This window comes from Metabacillus sp. KUDC1714, from assembly GCF_014217835.1.
Classification (GTDB): domain Bacteria; phylum Bacillota; class Bacilli; order Bacillales; family Bacillaceae; genus Metabacillus; species Metabacillus rhizosphaerae.
The window spans coordinates 5,181,010-5,200,666 of sequence record NZ_CP055263.1 but is presented as its reverse complement, the minus strand read 5'-3'; the positions used below and the strand labels follow the sequence as shown (position 1 = coordinate 5,200,666).

17 protein-coding genes and 1 riboswitch are annotated in these 19,657 nt (G+C 35.6%); of the genes, 9 read left to right on the top strand and 8 right to left on the bottom strand.

Annotation, left to right across the window (positions count from 1 at the left end; translation table 11 throughout):
* Positions 1–16 precede the first annotated feature (16 nt).
* Positions 17–883 (bottom strand): D-amino-acid transaminase, encoded by an 867-nt coding sequence (gene dat, locus HUW50_RS23985; RefSeq protein WP_066339364.1) that lies wholly within the window; start codon positions 881–883, stop codon positions 17–19.
* 219 nt (positions 884–1,102) lie between these two features.
* On the opposite strand from dat, the gene HUW50_RS23980 reads away from it, so the two are divergent.
* The 7 genes from HUW50_RS23980 (at position 1,103) to HUW50_RS23950 (ending at position 6,268) form a co-directional block, all read left to right on the top strand.
* Positions 1,103–1,609 carry a GNAT family N-acetyltransferase gene (locus HUW50_RS23980; RefSeq protein ID WP_185653420.1) on the top strand — a complete coding sequence of 169 codons (507 nt, stop codon included), beginning with the start codon at positions 1,103–1,105 and terminating at the stop codon, positions 1,607–1,609.
* Between the two features lie 399 nt (positions 1,610–2,008).
* Positions 2,009–3,751 (top strand): alkaline phosphatase D family protein, encoded by a 1,743-nt coding sequence (locus HUW50_RS23975; RefSeq protein ID WP_396652656.1) that lies wholly within the window; start codon positions 2,009–2,011, stop codon positions 3,749–3,751.
* A 73-nt stretch (positions 3,752–3,824) separates the two neighbouring features.
* Positions 3,825–4,043 (top strand): twin-arginine translocase TatA/TatE family subunit, encoded by a 219-nt coding sequence (locus tag HUW50_RS23970; RefSeq protein ID WP_066339357.1) that lies wholly within the window; start codon positions 3,825–3,827, stop codon positions 4,041–4,043.
* Positions 4,044–4,209: 166 nt separating this feature from the next.
* Positions 4,210–4,623: a GNAT family N-acetyltransferase gene (locus tag HUW50_RS23965; protein ID WP_066339353.1), complete on the top strand. Its 414-nt coding sequence runs from the start codon at positions 4,210–4,212 to the stop codon at positions 4,621–4,623.
* A gap of 117 nt (positions 4,624–4,740) precedes the next feature.
* Positions 4,741–5,052, top strand: a complete 312-nt coding sequence (locus HUW50_RS23960; protein ID WP_066339351.1) for a DUF3892 domain-containing protein — start codon at positions 4,741–4,743, stop codon at positions 5,050–5,052.
* 194 nt (positions 5,053–5,246) lie between these two features.
* On the top strand, positions 5,247–5,750 hold the full coding sequence (locus HUW50_RS23955) for a DinB family protein (RefSeq protein WP_066339348.1): 504 nt from the start codon (positions 5,247–5,249) through the stop codon (positions 5,748–5,750).
* 344 nt (positions 5,751–6,094) lie between these two features.
* Entirely contained in the window at positions 6,095–6,268 is a 174-nt protein-coding gene (locus tag HUW50_RS23950) for a DUF2187 family protein (protein WP_066339346.1), read from the top strand.
* 181 nt (positions 6,269–6,449) lie between these two features.
* On the opposite strand, the gene ilvD is transcribed toward HUW50_RS23950, so the two are convergent.
* The 5 genes from ilvD to HUW50_RS23925 form a co-directional block, all read right to left on the bottom strand.
* Positions 6,450–8,132 (bottom strand): dihydroxy-acid dehydratase, encoded by a 1,683-nt coding sequence (gene ilvD, locus HUW50_RS23945; RefSeq protein ID WP_260445723.1) that lies wholly within the window; start codon positions 8,130–8,132, stop codon positions 6,450–6,452.
* 381 nt (positions 8,133–8,513) lie between these two features.
* A complete protein-coding gene (gene glsA, locus HUW50_RS23940) occupies positions 8,514–9,443 on the bottom strand; it encodes a glutaminase A (protein WP_066339343.1) in 930 nt (309 codons plus the stop codon).
* 544 nt (positions 9,444–9,987) lie between these two features.
* Positions 9,988–11,232 (bottom strand): RbtT/DalT/CsbX family MFS transporter, encoded by a 1,245-nt coding sequence (locus tag HUW50_RS23935; protein ID WP_185653419.1) that lies wholly within the window; start codon positions 11,230–11,232, stop codon positions 9,988–9,990.
* Between the two features lie 37 nt (positions 11,233–11,269).
* Complete coding sequence (locus tag HUW50_RS23930) at positions 11,270–12,727, bottom strand: FGGY-family carbohydrate kinase (RefSeq protein ID WP_185653418.1); 1,458 nt, start codon at positions 12,725–12,727, stop codon at positions 11,270–11,272.
* 15 nt (positions 12,728–12,742) lie between these two features.
* Positions 12,743–13,744: a 2-hydroxyacid dehydrogenase gene (locus HUW50_RS23925; RefSeq protein ID WP_066339332.1), complete on the bottom strand. Its 1,002-nt coding sequence runs from the start codon at positions 13,742–13,744 to the stop codon at positions 12,743–12,745.
* A gap of 129 nt (positions 13,745–13,873) precedes the next feature.
* A riboswitch (SAM riboswitch) is annotated at positions 13,874–13,963 on the bottom strand.
* 160 nt (positions 13,964–14,123) lie between these two features.
* Between HUW50_RS23925 and HUW50_RS23920 the strand changes: the two genes are divergently transcribed.
* The gene (locus tag HUW50_RS23920; RefSeq protein WP_066339326.1) at positions 14,124–16,175 is read left to right on the top strand and encodes a molybdopterin-containing oxidoreductase family protein; all 2,052 of its coding nucleotides are present in this window, start codon (positions 14,124–14,126) and stop codon (positions 16,173–16,175) included.
* 113 nt (positions 16,176–16,288) lie between these two features.
* Here the strand turns inward: HUW50_RS23920 and ndk are convergent, their stop codons facing one another.
* Entirely contained in the window at positions 16,289–16,750 is a 462-nt protein-coding gene (gene ndk, locus HUW50_RS23915; protein ID WP_066339323.1) for a nucleoside-diphosphate kinase, read from the bottom strand.
* Positions 16,751–17,069: 319 nt separating this feature from the next.
* The gene (gdhA, locus tag HUW50_RS23910; protein WP_066339319.1) at positions 17,070–18,452 is read right to left on the bottom strand and encodes an NADP-specific glutamate dehydrogenase; all 1,383 of its coding nucleotides are present in this window, start codon (positions 18,450–18,452) and stop codon (positions 17,070–17,072) included.
* Between the two features lie 177 nt (positions 18,453–18,629).
* Here gdhA and HUW50_RS23905 point away from each other — a divergent pair, with 177 nt between their 5' ends.
* Positions 18,630–19,535, top strand: coding sequence for a glutamate biosynthesis transcriptional regulator GltC (locus tag HUW50_RS23905; protein ID WP_066339314.1), 906 nt, complete (start codon positions 18,630–18,632; stop codon positions 19,533–19,535).
* Positions 19,536–19,657: the final 122 nt, after the last annotated feature.

Genomic DNA, 19,657 nt, shown 5'->3' with positions numbered 1-19,657 from the left:
ACCGGGAAAATACGTATTATACTGTTTTAGAAACAAAACCACATTGTTTTTTTATCTCTTCATTAAATAAAGCTTGAAGCTTTTTGGTTACTGGACCTGGTTCACCCTTCTCTATTTTTTGTTTATCAATTTCGATGATTGGCATAATCTCTGTTGTCGTTCCTGATAAGAATATCTCATCTGCCTGTAACATTTCATCAACCGAAAATTCTTCCTCTATTATTTCTAATCCGTTTTTAAGGCAAATATCTACTATTACCTGGCGTGTAATGCCATTTAAAATTAGATTTGTCGCTGGATGTGTCTTAATTTTGCCATCTACAACAATTGAAACATTTGAAGAACTACCTTCAGTAACTATGCCATTTCTATGTTGAAGTGCCTCAAAGCAACCTGCTTCAGATGCCTTTTGCTTTGCAAGCAGGTTAGGCAATAAGTTTAGGCTTTTGATGTCACATCGAAGCCAGCGAATATCTTCCACAGTAATAGCTGTTACGCCTTTTTCCATCGCTTCAGTAGGGCTTTGTAATTCACGGGTGTAAGCAACAAAAGATGGTTCTACATCTGCACTCGGGAACAAATGAGTTCGTTGTGACACACCTCTAGTAATTTGTAGATAAATAATTCCTAAGAAGAGATTATTTTCTTCTATAAGCTTCAAAAGCAGATTTTTCATTTCAGCAATCGTGTAAGGAATTTTAATCTGAATACTTTCAGCACTATCAATAAGTCTTTGCAAGTGCTCCTCTCCAGTAAACAATGATCTATTATAAACACGTATTACTTCATAAACACCGTCTCCAAATTGATAGCCACGATCTTCTATGTCAATATTTAGTTGCGATCTTTCTGTAATGCTACCATTAAAGATTACCTTTTCCATCTAAATCAACTCCCATTTTTTGTTTCAAAATTCTTTTTTTACTCTAAGAGTCAGTTACCAATTTCTATATTTTAACATAAAGACAATTTTATAGCTTTAGTGGATTATTGTTTAATTGATTTTATTGAAGAAATTTTATTATAGAATAATGTAGGTTTTTCTTAAACAGGGGAATATGTATATTAATAAGTGAAAAGAAAGGAATTGAGTGAATAGATAATGAAGATTCGTAATTTGAGTGAGTCTGATGCACAGTTGTACCAAAACTTACGATTGAGTGCATTCAAAATCAATCCAAGAGCATTTGGTTCAACATATGAGAGAGAAGTGAGGTTCTCAATAAAAACGATTGAAGAGCGATTAAAACCAACAAAGGACAAATTTGTATTAGGTGCTTTTGATGAAAATGGTTCATTAGTTGGCATGGTGACATTTATTCGTGAAAATAACCTAAAAACTAATCACAAAGGGAATGTATTTGGTATGTTTGTAGCACAAGAAAGTCGCTTACAAGGAATAGGGAAATCACTTGTACTTGAATTAATAAGAAAGGCAAGAAATTGTGATGGTTTAGAACAAATTAACTTAACAGTTGTATCGGACAACGATTCTGCAAAAAAATTATATGAATCTGTGGGTTTTGAGGTTTATGGGTTAGAACGAAATGCCCTAAAATATAACGGGAGGTATTTTGACGAGGATTTGATGGTACTAAAGGTCAAATAAATAACCTCAGGTGTGTAGACTAAAAACAAGGGAAAGGACATATAAATGGTCTTTTCCCTTGTTTAAATCTTTTACTTATTTTTAACGTAATTGTTTAACACACTGTCAACTCATATAAACAATTGTTATGTTTATTTAAAGAAAATGTTAAAAAAATTAGGCTTAAAAAAACATTGAATCTATAGGTGAATTGTCACACCTAATCGAAATTAATAGATTTTTTGTGTATTTACTATATAATATCCATCCAACCTTCTTTTCCTGATTAAAAAGAAACGTTACATATTACTCAAGTATCGTTAGTACATTTCTTAACTCCTTTACATTTCTTTATAATTCATTAACAAAGTGAACCTATAATAAATGTCGAATCATGAATTTATTTGAGAGGGGAAATTGATAATGACTGAACGACCGATTGATGAATTGATAAAGAAGTTGACCAATGATAGTTTTGAAAAGAAGGAATTTAATCGTCGTAATTTTCTTCAAGGGGCTGGGAAAATTGCAGGACTTTCGTTAGGACTTACAATTGCTCAGTCAATAGGGTTAGGTGAATCAATGGTTAATGCTGCACCGAAATTCCAAAGCTATCCTTTTACACTTGGTGTAGCTTCAGGTGATCCACTTTCAGACAGTGTTGTTTTATGGACGAGGCTTGCACCAGACCCACTTAATGGTGGAGGAATGCAACACCAATCAGTACCTGTTAAATGGGAAATTGCAAAAGATGAGCACTTTCGGCATATTATCAAACGAGGAACGGAAATAGCGAGACCAGAACTAGCCCATTCAGTACATGCGGAGGTTGATGGACTTAAACCAAACACGATCTATTATTATCGATTTAAAACTGGCCATGAATTAAGTCCAGTAGGAAAAACAAAAACCCTCCCAACAGCAGGTGAGAGCATTGCAAGCATGACATTTGCATTTGCTTCCTGTCAACAATATGAACATGGCTACTATACAGCTTATGAGCATATGGCAAAAGAAGAACTCGACCTTGTTTTTCATCTTGGAGACTATATTTATGAGTACGGCCCAAATGAATATGTTGCAGGAACAGGAAATGTACGTACACACAGCGGTCCAGAAATTATCACCCTTGAAGATTACCGAAACCGTCATGCCCAATACCGTTCTGATGCGAATTTAAAGGCAGCCCATGCTGCATTTCCATGGGTTGTAACTTGGGACGACCATGAGGTAGAAAACAATTACGCAAATGTCATCCCAGAAAAAGGTCAATCGGTTGAAGAGTTTATTAAACGTCGTGCAGCAGCATATCAAGCTTATTATGAGCACATGCCACTCCGTAAAACATCTTTACCAAACGGAGCTGATATGCAATTATACCGAGATTTTACATATGGCAATTTAGCAGCTTTCTTTGTACTTGATACGCGACAATACCGTGATGATCAAGCAAACGGAGATGGAACAAAAGCACATACAGAAGAATCATTAGATCCAAACCGCAGCAGTTTAGGTAATAAACAAGAAAAATGGCTGCTAGGAAACCTAGGAAATTCAAAGTCTCATTGGAATGTTTTAGCACAACAAATTTTCTTTGCGCAAAGAAAGTTTGGCACCGATACAACGCCAACATTTAGTATGGATTCATGGGACGGCTATCCAGCAACACGCCAGCGCATTACAGACTATGTTAACAATAAGAATCTGAATAATTTGATTGTCCTAACAGGGGATGTGCATGCAAGTTGGGCATCTAATTTAATGACCGATTATAACAATCAAAGCTCTAAAATAATTGGGGCAGAGTTTGTTGGGACTTCTATTACTTCTGGTGGTAACGGTGCTGATAAAAGAGCCGATACTGACCGCATCTTAGCAAGAAATCCTAATATCAAATTCTTTAACGATTATCGTGGCTATGTTCGCTGCACAGTTACTCCGGAAAAATGGCAAGCTGATTACCGTGTTGTTCCGTTCGTAACAGAACCGGGTGCAAACATTTCAACAAGAGCTTCTTTTGTTTATGAAAGAGATGGCAAGGGATTAAAAGAAGTGGAAGCAAATACAGTACCACAAGGTATAAAAGTTTCTAAGGAAGTGGAAGAAGACCGTAACAAAGCGCATGGACGTGCACATGAAAAACAAATGGAGAAAAAACGATAGTAGGTAAACAATTAATTGGATTTGTATCCAGTTTTCATGCATTACATAAATTAAATTTTAGGAGATGATATCTTTGATTTCAAACATTGGAATTCCTGGCTTAATTTTAGTCCTTGTAATAGCGTTGATTATTTTTGGGCCTTCTAAGCTTCCAGAGATTGGCCGGGCATTTGGACGTACCCTAACAGAATTCAAAAGCGCGACAAAGGGATTAGTTTCAGAAGATAAAGAAGAGAAAAAGCCTGAGTTAAAAACGATAGCAAAGAATGAAGATAAATCAGCAGTTTCCTAATAAATCGTAGACGGGGCAACCCGTCTATTTTTTATGAGAAATAGTTTAAACTAAGAGAATAAGTAGTAAATTTAACAAACATTTTTATTTAATATTGAATTTTTATTCATCGTGTTGTATAAATATAGTTATAGATAAAAAAACAATTTCTTAAAAGGTGATAATAATGAATGCCAATATATCAGATAAACTTCCATCATTTGAACAATTTGTAAACCTTCATGAAGCAAGTGGGTTAATAAAAAATAAAAAGGGAAGCTATACTAGAGAACAATTATATCAAGCAGCGAATAACAGCTGGTATCACATTTCAATCTACGATCAGAACGAACTTATAGCTTTTGGTAGAATGATTTCTGATGGTGTCTATCAAGCATTAATATGTGATGTGATGGTTAATCCATCTTATCAAAAGCAAGGATTAGGTAAACAAATTATTGAAGAACTATTAAAGAAATGCAAAGAAAGTGGAATTCAATCGATCCAACTTTTTTCAGCAAAAGGAAAACAGCATTTCTATAAAAAATTAGGTTTTGAGGAAAGAGAACTTGATGCCCCAGGTATGACACTCGTTATATGATAAGCTCAGTGGAGAAACTAATTCACTGAGCTTTTTGTTTTCTTATTTACAAATAGAAGCTACTTTAAATAGCATAAAACAAAACATTTGAGGAAATACAAATAACGAGGTGATAATATGGACCGTTTCAAGCAAGCTTATGATCAGTATCAAAATCAAACAAATGTAGACGAGATAAACGAAGAAAATGAAACCAACAGTAATCCAAATCAGGAAAAAATAATCGCAGTTCGAAAGAATGATGATGGTGATTTAATTGGCTTTCAAACAGAATCGGGGAGAGAGTTAGATTATTTAGAAGCTCTAACTGAAGCAAAGGCAGGTAAACTAGCGCATGTAGATGTTTTTCATAAATATGGTCGTGATATACTGCGCAGTGAACCAGATGGAATTAAGGAAAATAACTTGAATTCGTTACCAGAGTTTTAATAAATACAGAGCTACTCCTTTTGTATTAAAAATTTACTATAGAAGCAGTTCATAGATTTCGTGTGAACTGCTTTTAAAAGTCTAACATCTGACTTAATATATGTTTTGTAAAAGAATCGTTGTAATCTTGGTAAAAAATGCTATACTATCCACGTTAATAGAAAATTTAAAAACCAGACCACGGAGGCAAAAAAATGTATACTTCTATAACTGAATTTATCGAAGAATGGAATCATGAGGCTGCTTCAACGCAAAAGGTATTGGATGCATTAACTGATCCTGCTCTTCAACAAGAGGTTTCCCCTGAAGACCGTACTTTAGGTTCAATTGCTTGGCATATTGTAACAAGTACACCAGGAATGCTTATTGAGTTTGGTATTACAGTTGAAGGAATAAAAGAGTCAAACACGATCCCAACTTCAGCAAGGGAAATCACTGAAACATTTCGCAGAGTAAGTGCAGACACTAGTGAAGCTGTAAAGCAGCAGTGGTCAGACCAATCATTAAGTGAAATGAAAAATGTGTTTGGGAGAGAAATGCCTAAGGCTGTCACACTTTCATTACTTATCAAACATATCATTCATCATCGTGGTCAAATAACAGTTCTTATGCGACAAGCTGGCTTGAAGGTTCCGGGAGTGTATGGACCATCAAGAGAAGAATGGAGCCAAATGGGAATGGAAGCGCCTAGTGTATAATAATTTCAATGAGCAAGCATGAATCAGACTGTAACTTTTTTTGGAAAGTTCAGTTGAAAGATTGAATGGACTATAATTCAACAAAATGAATAATTATGAATTAGCCGGCTTTGGTAAATACATACCTTGACGGCTATTTATTTCTTTTCATCTTGGTTAATCCCTATAGTTAGTTTTCCAAATAAACCTTTTCGCATACTGTTAAAGTTAAGTTGAAGCACAAACATTCGGTATTATTTTTAAGGGAAATCATTCCGTTTTATGAGTAAAATTACTTATAAATTAATTTAAGAAGAAAAGTATTTTTTAGTTATATTGGACATTATATAAGTCGAGGTGATTGAATGGCCATTGCAAAAATTGGCGATGTAATTTCCTTTAAAAGGGAAGGTAAGTCGATAGAAGGTGTTGTTTCTGGTATTAGGGAAAATTCCGTTATGGTTCAGTACGGTACTTCAGCAAAAGATGAACCACTTAAAACCATTGTAAATCATAAAAATTACAAAATAAAGAGTTAGAAATTTAATAAAATTGGACAAAAAACCTCTGATTTAACGATTAGAGATTTTTTGTCGGTTTATTTTTAGTACCTTTTCTTTAGGTATAAAATAGTAGGAGAGAGGTATAAACTTTAAAAAACAACAAAAAAACCCACCAAAAGCCTTAAATTACTTGACTTTTGGCAGGTTGCATTTTAAATTAAATTTTCATTACTCCACCAGTGTTTGCGGATGTAACTAACTTAGAGTAGCGTGCTAAATAACCTTTTTTAACTTTTGGTTCAAAGCCTTTCCAGTTAGCTCTGCGTTTTTCAAATTCTTCATCTGAAATTTCTAGTTGAATTGAACGATTATTTAAGTCCAGTTCAATAATATCACCATTTTCAACAAATGCGATCGGGCCGCCTTCTGCTGCTTCTGGAGAAATATGACCGATTGAAATACCTCTAGATGCACCTGAGAAACGTCCGTCGGTAATTAAACCTACCTTAGCTCCTAAGCCTCTTCCAACAATTTGGGAAGTAGGGGCAAGCATTTCTGGCATACCTGGTCCACCTTTAGGACCTTCATAGCGGATAACCACAACATCGCCTTCTTTAACTTCACCAGTTATAATTCCAGAAAGTGCTTCCTCTTGAGAGTCGAAACAAATCGCAGGACCTCTATGGTAGCCACCAACTGCTGGGTCAACTGCACCAACTTTTATAACCGCACCATCTGGCGCTAAGTTACCAAATAATACAGCAAGTCCACCTCGCTCAGAATGTGGGTTGTCTAAAGGACGAATGACATTCTTGTCAAGAATATCTGCTCCTGCCACATTTTCTCGTAATGTTTTTCCTGTTACAGTTAGACAATCTCCATTAATAGCACCTGGCTTTTTAAGAACCTCATTAATGATGGCACTTACGCCTCCCGCATTATGAACATCCTCAATATGATAATCTGATGCTGGAGCAATTTTTGCAAGATGTGGAACACGACTTGCAATTTCATTTATACGTTCCAATGAATATTCAATTTCTGCTTCATGTGCCAATGCTAATGTGTGGAGAACAGTGTTCGTTGAACCACCCATAGCCATGTCTAAAGCAAATGCGTTATCAATCGCATCGATTGTTACGATATCACGAGGCTTAATATCCTTTTTAATAAGCTCCATTAATTGTTTAGCAGAGCGTTTAACAAATTCCTTACGTTCTGGAGCTACCGCTAAAATTGTACCATTTCCAGGAAGAGCAAGTCCTAAACCTTCTGCTAAGCAGTTCATAGAGTTTGCTGTAAACATTCCTGAACATGATCCACATGTAGGGCATGCAACTGACTCAATCTCTTTTAATCTTGCTTCATCAATTTGACCAGATTGGTATGCTCCTACACCTTCAAAAACAGAGTTTAAGTTAAGTGCATTACCAGCACTGTCTGTACCAGCTTTCATCGGTCCGCCACTTACAAAAATTGATGGAATATTCACGCGAAGTGTCGCCATCAACATTCCTGGTGTAATTTTGTCACAGTTTCCAATACAAACCATTCCATCAAACCAGTGTGCTGAAACAACTGTTTCTACAGAATCAGCAATGATTTCACGACTTGGTAACGAATATCTCATTCCGATATGTCCCATTGCGATACCATCATCAACACCAATTGTGTTCATTTCAAAAGGAACACCGCCAGCTTCACGGATTGCGTCTTTAACAATTTTACCGAACTCTTGTAAATGTACATGTCCTGGAACAATATCAATATATGAATTTACAACCGCAATAAACGGTTTGTCAAAATCGTCTTCTTTTACACCTGCAGCACGAAGTAAGCTTCTATGTGGAGCACGGTCAATTCCTTGTTTAATCATATTACTACGTTGTTCAGCCAAAATAAATCCCTCCAGTTAACAGTTACATTAAAATTCTTCAGAAAATTTTAATATTTCTTATTGTAACATTATTTCAAATATTATCATAGATGAAAGACGATATCTTTTCTAACAAAAATTAATATAGCTGAAACTCTCGAAGCTATATAAAAAAACAGTGTTTTCCAACAAAAATTAAACGATAATAGAGAATTTAATTATATTAAAATTGTTTTTGAATTTAACTATTAATCTTTTTGGTGAGGGGTTAATTATTAAGAGTAATGGAAAGTTTTTAAATCAACAATAGAAACTTGTTTATAGGAGTAATAAAATAAAAAGAGGTAGTGTTAAAAAAGAAATTCCCCAAGATAGTTTCTGGGGAATTTCCTAGTAAAGAGTAGTTTAAAACATACTTAGCTTATAATTTTTTGATAATAATTCTAACAATTTTATACCTGCAATACTGTTTCCTTTCTCATCTAAGGACGGACCAAAAATCCCAATACCAAATTTTCCGGGAACTGCCCCCATTATTCCACCTGAAACTCCACTTTTTGAAGGTATGCCAATTTTGATGGCAAATTCTCCAGAGGCATTATACATCCCACATGTAACCATAAACGTTTTACAAATTCGAGCGACATCTGGAGGCATTATTTGTTTGCCGCTAAGAGGATCAACTCCATCCAACGCAAAAACTAGTCCGATTCTCGCCAAATCTAATACGTTCATTTGAATAGCACACTGTTTTGTGTATAACTCCATTAATTGTTCAACATCTTCTTCAATAATATTATGTTGCTTTAAAAAATAGCATAAAGCCCGGTTCAAATGTGCTGTCTCAAATTCAGAGCGTGCTACTTCCTCACAATAGTTAATTGTTGAATCGTTTGTCAATTCGTGAATAAAGGATAAAAGACGTTGAAATCTCTCTTCAACAGAATTCCCCTTAATCAAATGAGTAACAACTAGTGCTCCTGCATTGATCATAGGATTTAAAGGTTTTGAAGGAGACATCGTTTCTAATTTTGCAATCGAATTGAAGGGGTCTCCTGTGGGCTCCATACCAACATGTTCAAATACATAATTAGAGCCTCTGTCTATCAAAACGAGGGCCAAGCAGATTACTTTTGAGATACTTTGTAGGGTAAAACGTTTTTCAATACATCCAGCTGAGATACATCGTCCGTCAGGATAATGTATGGCAATCGACAAATCATCTTGGTTAGCTTTTCCGAGTGCAGGAATATAGTCTGCAACTTTTCCGCTTTTTGCGCACTTTTTTGCTTTTGCTACTAATGTGTTTAATTCATCGCTTGATCGACAAGGCATTATCATCACCGATTATAGTATGTGCCTAAATAGTATGTTTCATTTCAAAATGATAATGATTAGGAGTAGGTGTAAAAAGGAATGATAGGTTTGTAGGTCCTAAATATACTTAATTAAATAATTTATCGAAATGGTCTTTAGTTGAATATACTTTAGGTAAAGCTAAAAATTCTTTGACGAAGGTGTAGCATCCATTTAAGTCTTTAAACAATAGAATTTTCAAGAGGTGGAAAAATGGTACTAAAAATATGTGAAGTGTGTGGCAAGATGGAAGAGCATACAGAAGAGAAATTTGATGTCTATGGTATATGTGAAGATTGTATAATCGATCGTGATCTAGAGAATTTTGTATAATGTTCTCATTGGAATTTTCTCTGTAGAATAAAGAGGAACCAACTAATAACTAGAAGAGCACCGTAAGCTAAGTTTAAGATCTAGGTGATCCTTTTTATTATCTTGAATAACATTTTAACCATACAAGATCATTGCCCGATGTTATGTAATAAAAAGGCGACCCATATGAGTCGCCTTTTTGTTTAAGAATTTATGAAGCAAGTGTTTTTGTTTCTTTACGCATTTCATCCTCTTCTGGTACACGAATGAATTTAACAATTACGGCACTAGCTAAATAAAGAGCTCCAAAGATCCAGACAACACCTTCAGCTCCGACGATACCGATAAATGCCCAAGCAATAGCTGGTGCAACAAATGAAGATAAACCTGCAGAAAAATTTAAAATCGACATAGCCGCTCCTTTGTCCTTACCTGCAACAGTTGGGACTAATGCACCAATTGGAACGTAACCAGCTAACAAACCGCCCCAAATAAATCCAACAATGCTAGTTACAACAATGTTTCCATTTGCGATAATTGGTGTGTAATATAGAAGGACTGTGAATATTGCACAACCAACTCCACCAAACCAGATGATTGTATTTTTCCAACCAAATTTGTCTCCAACAAAACCAAAAACTAAATTAAAAAGAATGTTCCCTAAGAAAATTGTTCCCCATAATTGTAACCAGACAGTTGTTTCAATTCCGTGTTCTGCCATATGCATCGGTAGAAACACTGGGAATCCATATGTTCCTAAACTATTGATAATTCTGACAACCCCTCCAGCAGCAACTCGAGGGTTCGACTTCACAATGGTAATTCCCTTTAAAAGCTCATTGAGTGTTTCTTTTTTGCTCGAAGTTTGTTTCTTATCAAATTTGTCTTTCGTAAGAACTAAAGCAAAAAACGCACCTAGACATACCCAGAAAATAGATGTCCATAATGTATTGATGTAACCAAATGATTTAATCGCATAACTTGAATACCAAGCGCCAAGTACCATCATTCCTGCACAATACGCAATCCAGAACCAACCCACAGCTGTACTTAATCTATTTTTAGGTGTACGGTAAATAACCCATGTTAAAAAAGAATAAGCAAAAAGAGGGTAGCCAAAACCTTTTATAAAATATGAAAATAGCATAACTGAATAATTCATTGATTCAAAACCAAATACGATAAACCCAGCTGTACCGATGATATAGAATAATAATCCCATCGACATTGTACGCTTAGCACCAAATGCTTCTAAACAAACACCCGAAAACCAAGAAGAAAGTGCTAAAGATATACCGTATACAGTAAATATTGATGCCGATTGCTGAACAGTCAAGCCGTTTTCAATTAAGAAAGGACTAAGCCAACCAGCTTCGAGGCCATCTCCCATCATAAAGAGCATGACGCCAAGAAAGCCAAAGCTTAATTTTTTAGGTATTCCAATTTTATCTAACATTCGTTTCTCTCCAAACCTTGTTTTTAGTAATGTAACTTTATTTGTTATAGGTTACATTCATTTTAGAAAAAAAATGTTGTGCTTTTTTCCACTCTTCATACATAACGTCATTGTGTTGAATATCAGGCTTAATTATATTGATTTCATCTGATAGTTTGTCAGTTAATCCTAATGTCTTGTTGCAAATAACAGTGGCACCAACAGCAGATGCTTGACTGTATCCTTGACGAATATATACGTCTTTTTGTAAGAGATTGGCTACAAATTTTGCTAAAGTTCTACTTTGAAAACCGCCGCCACATGCCCACACATATGGTAAATCGAAAGAACTTACTTCACATAATTGATCATAATGCCACCTGATTGTGCAAGCAATTTCCCATAAAGCAGAAGCGACAAAATGAGCGCGAGTTAAGTCATGTGCTAATGGAGTATTGAAAATAAATCCGCCTTTCTTTGAAGCATTCTTCTCATCAGTAAGATACATACCTAACGCTGATACACAATCAATGTTCTCGAGCTTACTCATTTCATCTTCCATTTGTTGATAACTTTCATTAGGATAGAAAATAGCTTTTAATTTTTGATAATTTAGTCCGGTAATCCCTGGATTCGTTTCAAGTAGCCATGTATTTTTTTGTGTATAAGCATTCGTCCAAGCTCTTTTTTCATGATCCACTCGATATTCATTTGTCATTTTGCAAATAGGGGTGGTTGTACCTGATACAATGACGACATCTCGATTTTCGGCAAATGTACTTTCAATTGCGAGTTGAGTATCTCCGCCACCGACAATAATCAAAACATCCTGCTTTAACCCTAACTCATTTGCGATTGTTGGTGTTATTTCACCAAGTATTGTGCCAGATGCTTTAATTTCTGGTAAAAACTTTCTAGAAATCCCAAATTGTTCACACATCACATCAGACCAATCTGTTTTTTGAACATCATATAGCAGTGATTCTGTTGCCTGGGATGGCTCATAGACTAAGACACCACTTAATTTATAAGTAATCCAGTCACTAATACTAGTAAATGTATCGATTTTATCCCATAACATAGGCTGTCGGTTCTTAAGGGCAACAAGCTTTAAAGCCGAAAACAATGCAGAAGGTAACCTACCAGTTGTTTTAAAGATAATTTCTGGATCTGGCAATGTGCGTTCCCATTCACGACCACGATTATCAATGTTTGGTAAGCCGATAAATGAGTTTCCATCCCGGTCCTGTAAGACAATCCCTTGGCGCTGACTTGTCGAGGTAATAGCCTTGATTGAAATATAAGGTGCACGAGTAATTACATTTTTCGCCAAAAAAATAAGTTGTTTCCAAAGTAAATCAGGTGAAAAGTAACGACTATCTGGATAAAGAGATTCGGTTTCATACTGAATATCCTCTCTTTCGACAGCTATAACCTCACCTGTAGTCGCAACAATTGCTACTCTAGCATTTCCTGTGCCAATATCAAATACTAAATAACCTTGTTTTAATGTCACTTTATTCACTTCTTTCTATGACTTTACATTTAGACTTTTTTGATTATAGATTGTCGGAACGTCAAGAGTACGTTTTATATACCACTTCGTTAACGCTTGATTCATAATCGATACGTGATGATCCTCAACCTCATAACTTGCACCAGCAAGGTGGGGGGTAGCTAAAACATTTGGCAATTTGATGATTTCATAATCACTTTTATCTGGTGGTTCATGATAAAATACATCTAAAATAGCCCCACGAATTTTACCTTCTTTTAAGACATGAACAAGTGCATCTCGCTTAACGACAACTGCTCTTGACGTATTTACTAAGATTGCTTCTTCCTTCATAAGTCCTAAATAATGTTCATCTATCATTCCGATTGTTTCTTCGGTACGAGGTAGGTGAATAGATACGACATCACTAGTTGAAAAAACCTCATCCAAGGATACACGAGTATGGTTGGGATTTTGGCTTTCAACATATGGATCATAGTATTGAATGCTGCATTGAAAACTTTCAAGAACAGAAGCAATTCTCTGACCAACGGCACCGAATCCTACCATTCCAATAGTTTTTCCTGTAATCTCATTTCCTTTGAACTTTAAATATGCTTGCAAGTAGTCTCCATCCCATTTTTCCTGCTTCAACCATTCAGAGGAGGCGATTGTATGTCTATAGAAAGTAATGAGATTGCCAATGAACAATTCAGCAACTGCTTGTGCATTTCGAGCGGGGGTATAAAATACCGGAATTCCTCTTTTGGTTGCAGCTTCAACATCAACATTGGAAGGCATGCCACGACACACACCAACAAATTTCAATTCAGGTACTTCTGCAAATACATTTTCAGTCACTTTATCTAACTCAGCTATTAATCCCTCGGCCTTTGATTCTTTTAATAGAGCGATTAACTCAGCTTCGTTATAGGCTCTACCATTCTCTTTCCAACAGCGATAGGTACAATCGCCAAAAAGTTCCTTTAATTTGACTAGACCTTCGTCGTTATACGGTGCTGTTACTAAGACATTCATTTTCTTCATCTCCTCTTTTTGCTTTGAAAACAACCCTTTAATTCAAAAAAATAAAAAAATCTCTTCCCAAAATGTTGGAAAGAGATGGTTATTTATTATCGTTCTCACAATAAACTATAAGGGCAGCTCTTTCTATCTTTCAAGCAATGCTTGCTGGAATTGGCACATTATGTTGCCGAGGTTTCGACGGGCCAGTCCCTCCACCTCTCTTAATAGAAATAACAAAATATTTAATTGATTAAATTGTTTATATATTTAGACAATGTATTAAATATTAAATAAAAATTATAGGTAAGTCAATCTATTTTCTAAACTTTCTAAAGATTGGTTCGATATGTTATAATTTATAAAGCAATTTTTTCATGAAAGGATACTAGTTATGCAGGAATATATAAATATAGAAGATGGTGTTGTGCCTTCAGTTTGTTCACTTGACTGTCCAGATCAGTGCGGATTACTGATACACAAAAAAGAAGGAAAAATCGTTAAAATCGAAGGTGATCCTGAACATCCTGTTACGAAAGGGAATATTTGCAATAAAGTGCGGAACATGGGTGAACGCATCTATGATCAAAAGAGAATTAAAACACCTTTGAAACGTATTGGCGAAAAGGGAGAGGGCAAATTTCACCCAATTAGCTGGCAAGAGGCAATCGAAACGATTACAAATCATTGGAAAAAACTAATCTCAAATGAAGGATCAGAATCAATTCTTCCATACAGTTTTTACGGCAATATGGGAAATATTAATGCAGAAGGAATGGATCGCCGCTTCTTTCATCGTTTAGGGTCAAGTCAACTTGACCGGTCTATTTGTTCAGTTGCTGGTTCGAAAGGTTATAGCTACACAATGGGGGGAAGTTACGGCACTGATCCAGAGGAAATGACGGAAACTAAGCTATTTATAATGTGGGGAATAAACGCTGTTAGTACAAATATGCACCAAATGACGATCGCACAAAGGGCTAAAAAAAATGGCGCAAAAATTGTTGTCATAGATGTCCATAAAAATCAAACTGGAAGAATGGCAGATTGGTTTATTCCGATTCTCCCTGGTACGGATGGAGCGCTCGCATTAGGGATTATGCATGTTTTATATAAAGAAAAGCTTGTTAATCGATCATTTTTAAAAGAGTATACAGTTGGTTATGAAGAACTAGAAGAACATGTTAAGAACTATGATCCACAAATGGTTTCAGATATTACAGGAGTTTCTGTAGAAGACATTTATACGTTAGCTCGGATGTACGGAGAGACCTCTCCTTCGATGATAAGAATTGGAAATGGACTTCAGCATCATGATAATGGTGGAATGATTGTTAGGACAATTGCGTGTTTACCTGCACTAACAGGACAGTGGGCTCTGAAGGGTGGGGGAGCTCTGAAATCAAACTCTGCCTATTTAGCCCATAATACAAAAGCGCTGCAACGACCAGATCTTATGAAAAAGCAAACTCGAACAATAAATATGAACCAATTAGGTAAAGCGTTACTTGAAACAGAAGAGCCCATTCGCTCATTGTTCATATATGGAAGCAACCCAGCTGTTGTGACTCCAGATGCTAATAAGGTACGTGAGGGTCTTGCTCGTGAAGATTTATTCACTGTCGTTCATGACTTGTTTTTAACGGAAACAGCTATGTTTGCAGACATTGTTTTACCTGCTACTTCAGCTTTTGAAAATACTGATTTTTATACGTCTTACTGGCATAACTATATCCATCTGCAGGAACCTGTCATTTCATCATTTGGAGAAAGTAAATCTAATACAGAGGTATTCAGACTTCTTGCTCATGCAATGGGATACGATGAACAAGCATTTAAGGATTCAGATGAAGAATTAATTCAACAAGCTCTAAGCAATTTATCGAACCCTTATTTACCAGACAAATGCCATGAAAAATTAAAAATAGATCGCTATCTGAAAGCAAGTACAAGTGATTTATTGAAAAATTTAAACACACCAAGTGGTAAGATTGAGTTGTTTTCTAAAAAAATGGAATTAGATGGTTACCCCGGACTCCCAACCTATATTCCTTTATTAGAAGAGACAGATTTTCCTTTTCAATATGTACCTGGACCAAATCATAATTTTTTAAATTCAACCTTTTCAAATAATGAGAAACATATCAAACTTGAAAAAGCACCAAAATTATTTATGAATCAACATGATGCGGATAAACGAGGTATTGAAGATGGAACAGTTGTCCGAATTTGGAATGATCGTGGAGAATGTGAGCTCTCAGTTTCTGTAGGCAATCAAGTTTTACCAGGAGTAGTCGTAAGTCAAGGCCTTTGGTCAGACCTCACGGGTAAAAAACATTTGGTCAATTCCTTAACTCCAGATCGAGTTTCCGATATGGGCGGGGGTGCTACATTTTTTTCAGGCCGGGTAAATGTAGAAGTAATTAATCAGAAGGAAATGGTTTAAAACCTGTTTTTTCTATATATTACCGTTTTTTTCATAAAGAATGTCTTTAGTTGGCTAACTCTAACAAGTGGTCAACTAAAGACATTATAACAATAACTTTTCCAAGTCTTAATTCAAACTGATTTACGTTCGTCAAAAGGAAAATCTTTATTTAGAGAACGGATTGATAACGGGTCAAAGAAGTTTGCGATTTCTCGTTCTGCACTTAAAAGAGAATCAGAGCCATGAATCACATTTTCCGCTTTGGAACATGCAAAATCACCACGAATTGTACCAGGTAGTGCTTCTAAAGGACTTGTTTTTCCAATCATGCTTCGAGAAACTTCAATAATATTTTCGCCTTCCCAAACCATTGCAAAAACAGAGTCTGATGTAATAAATTCTACCAACTCACCAAAAAATGGTTTATCTTGAAGCTCCATATAATGATATTCAGCTTTTTCACGACTAATAGTCATAAGTTCTGCATTTAACAATGTGAACCCCTTTTGCTCAAAACGTTTAATAATTTCACCAATTAATCCTCGCTTTACACCATCAGGCTTCACCATAATAAACGTACGCTGTATCGGCATAATCATCACCTGTTAATAATGAAATAAATTAGTATACTAGTGTAGTTTTTAAATCTTATAGTATACATTATGTCAATTTTTCTCATTTATATAACAGGTTGCTAGAAAAAAGTAGTTATGCTTAAATTGATTCAATAAGTGTATGAGTAAGTGGAGAGGGGATAATCGTAAAATAGTATTAAACTAGAGGATAGTTTAAATTGCAGAAAAAGGCTATTCATATTACATGAAAAATTAAAAGCTAGGAGGACATGTCCTCCTAGCTTACTTAAGATTTCTAATTATATCCGTTGAAAAAATAAACAAATTCTTAGAGAAATTAAATAATTCCTTGAGCAATCATAGCATCTGCGACTTTAACAAAACCAGCAATATTAGCACCAACGACAAGATTTCCAGGTGCACCATACTCTTGAGCTGCTTTCATGCTTTCGTTGTAAATGTTTTTCATGATATCATGTAATTTGGCGTCGACTTCCTCAAACGTCCAAGCTAATCTTGCACTGTTCTGAGCCATTTCTAATGCTGAAACTGAAACGCCACCTGCATTTGCTGCTTTTGCTGGTGCAAATAAAACCTTATTTTTCAAGAAAATCTCGACTGCTTCTAGTGTAGAAGGCATGTTTGCACCTTCACCGATCGCTTTCACACCATTAGAAACTAATAGCTCAGCTGAATGTGCATCTATTTCATTTTGTGTTGCACAAGGTAGGGCGATATCACATGGAATCGTCCAGATCCCCGAACATCCTTCAACATAATGCGCTTCTGGATGTTCGTTTACATATTCACTTATTCTTTTGTTTTCTACTTCTTTCAAGCGTTTTACTGTTGAAAGGTCTATGCCATTCTTGTCATATACATAACCAGTTGAGTCACTACATGCTAATACCTTAGCACCTAATTGCATCGCTTTTTCAATAGCATAAATGGAAACATTACCTGAACCTGATACAACTACCGTACTTCCTTTGAAGCTTAAGTTTTGATCCTTTAACATTTCTTCTACAAAGTAGACTGTTCCATATCCAGTTGCTTCTGTTCGTGCTAAGCTTCCGCCGTAACCAAGGCCTTTACCTGTTAATACGCCAGCTTCGAAGCCGCCACGCATTTTTTTATATTGTCCAAACATATAGCCAATTTCTCTAGCTCCTACACCGATATCACCAGCTGGAACATCGATATCAGGACCGATATACTTGCTAAGTTCAGACATGAAGCTTTGTGTAAAGCGCATGATTTCCGCATCTGATTTTCCCTTAGGATCAAAATCAGCTCCGCCTTTTCCGCCGCCAATTGGTTGACCAGTTAAAGAGTTTTTATAAATTTGCTCAAAGCCTAAAAATTTAATAATACTTGCATTTACGGAAGGGTGAAATCTTAAACCGCCCTTATATGGACCGATAGCACTGTTAAATTGGACACGGAATCCTCGGTTAACCTGCACATTTCCTTGATCATCAACCCATGGAACTCTAAATGAGATGACTCTTTCAGGCTCAACAATTCTTTCAAGAATAGCTTGCTTGATGTAGTGAGGATTTTTAGCGAGAACAGGAACTAAAGAATCAAAAACTTCTTTAACCGCTTGATGAAACTCACTTTCATGTGGATTACGCTTTTTTACAGTTGAGTAAACTTGTTCGACATACTCTTTCACATTATCTGTAAATGATTGTTCTATTTTTTCGATTGTTTTCATCCTTCTCATTCTCCTATATGTCAATATAAAATAAAATGATCATATTGACTGAAATATTTTAATTTTTATTAGATTTACTGTTAAGCTGTATTTTATAATCAAATAATAATCCAATCAATATTAAGAAACGATAAAGTTAATGCGTTTAACGCATGAATTAAATTTGGGGGAACAACTGTGGAAATTAGACAAATAAGATATTTTATGGAAGTTGCAATGCGAGAACATGTAACAGAAGCAGCAGACGCTCTGCATGTGGCACAATCCTCTGTGAGTAGACAGATATTTAATTTAGAAAGCGAATTAGGCGTTGACCTGTTTATTAGAGAAGGAAGAAGAGTAAAATTAACTCCAATTGGAAAAGTATTCTTAGAGCGGATGAAACATGCAATGAATGTTATTGATGATGCGACACGTGAAGTAGAAGAGTATTTAGATCCAGAAAAAGGGACGATTCGAATAGCTTTTCCGATTAGTTTGGCAGCACATACGTTACCAACTGTGATTTATGCTTTTCGTATGCACTATCCAGAAGCGAAATTTAAACTGAAGCAAGCTCTGTACCAAGACTTAATAGATGGAGTGGTGAAAGGGGATTTTAACCTTGCATTAATTGGTCCATTGCCAATGGATGAGAAGAAGATTAAACGGAAAATATTATTCACGGAAAATATTGTTGCTCTTTTGCCAATTCATCATCCACTTGCAAACAGGTCGACTATAAAGTTGCGCGAACTTAAGGATGACCCTTTTTGTTTACTCCAAAACGGCACTGTTTTTCGTGAAATCGTTATTAATGCATGTGCCGAACTAGGCTTCTCACCACATGTTGCTTTTGAAGGGGACGATATTGATGCGTTAAAAGGATTAGTCTCTGCGGGACTTGGGGTAGCACTAATGCCAGAAGTCACTTTAGTTGATAACATTCCACGCTCAACCGTAAAAATTCCATTGATCGAACCAAATGTAACGAGAAGTGTGGGAGTCATCACTCCTAAACAACGTGTATTACTTCCTACAGAAGAATTATTTTACAATTTTGTACAAGAATTTTTTGCTAGATTAGATCATTTTAAAAATTAATTCATTATTTTAGAATAATTAATTTATTTTTTGGATTCCTTCAAGGCTTTTTGAAGTATTCCATAGATGGTCTGGAGAATTTATGATGAAATTCGAACCTAATAGCAAATAGGAGAATGGGT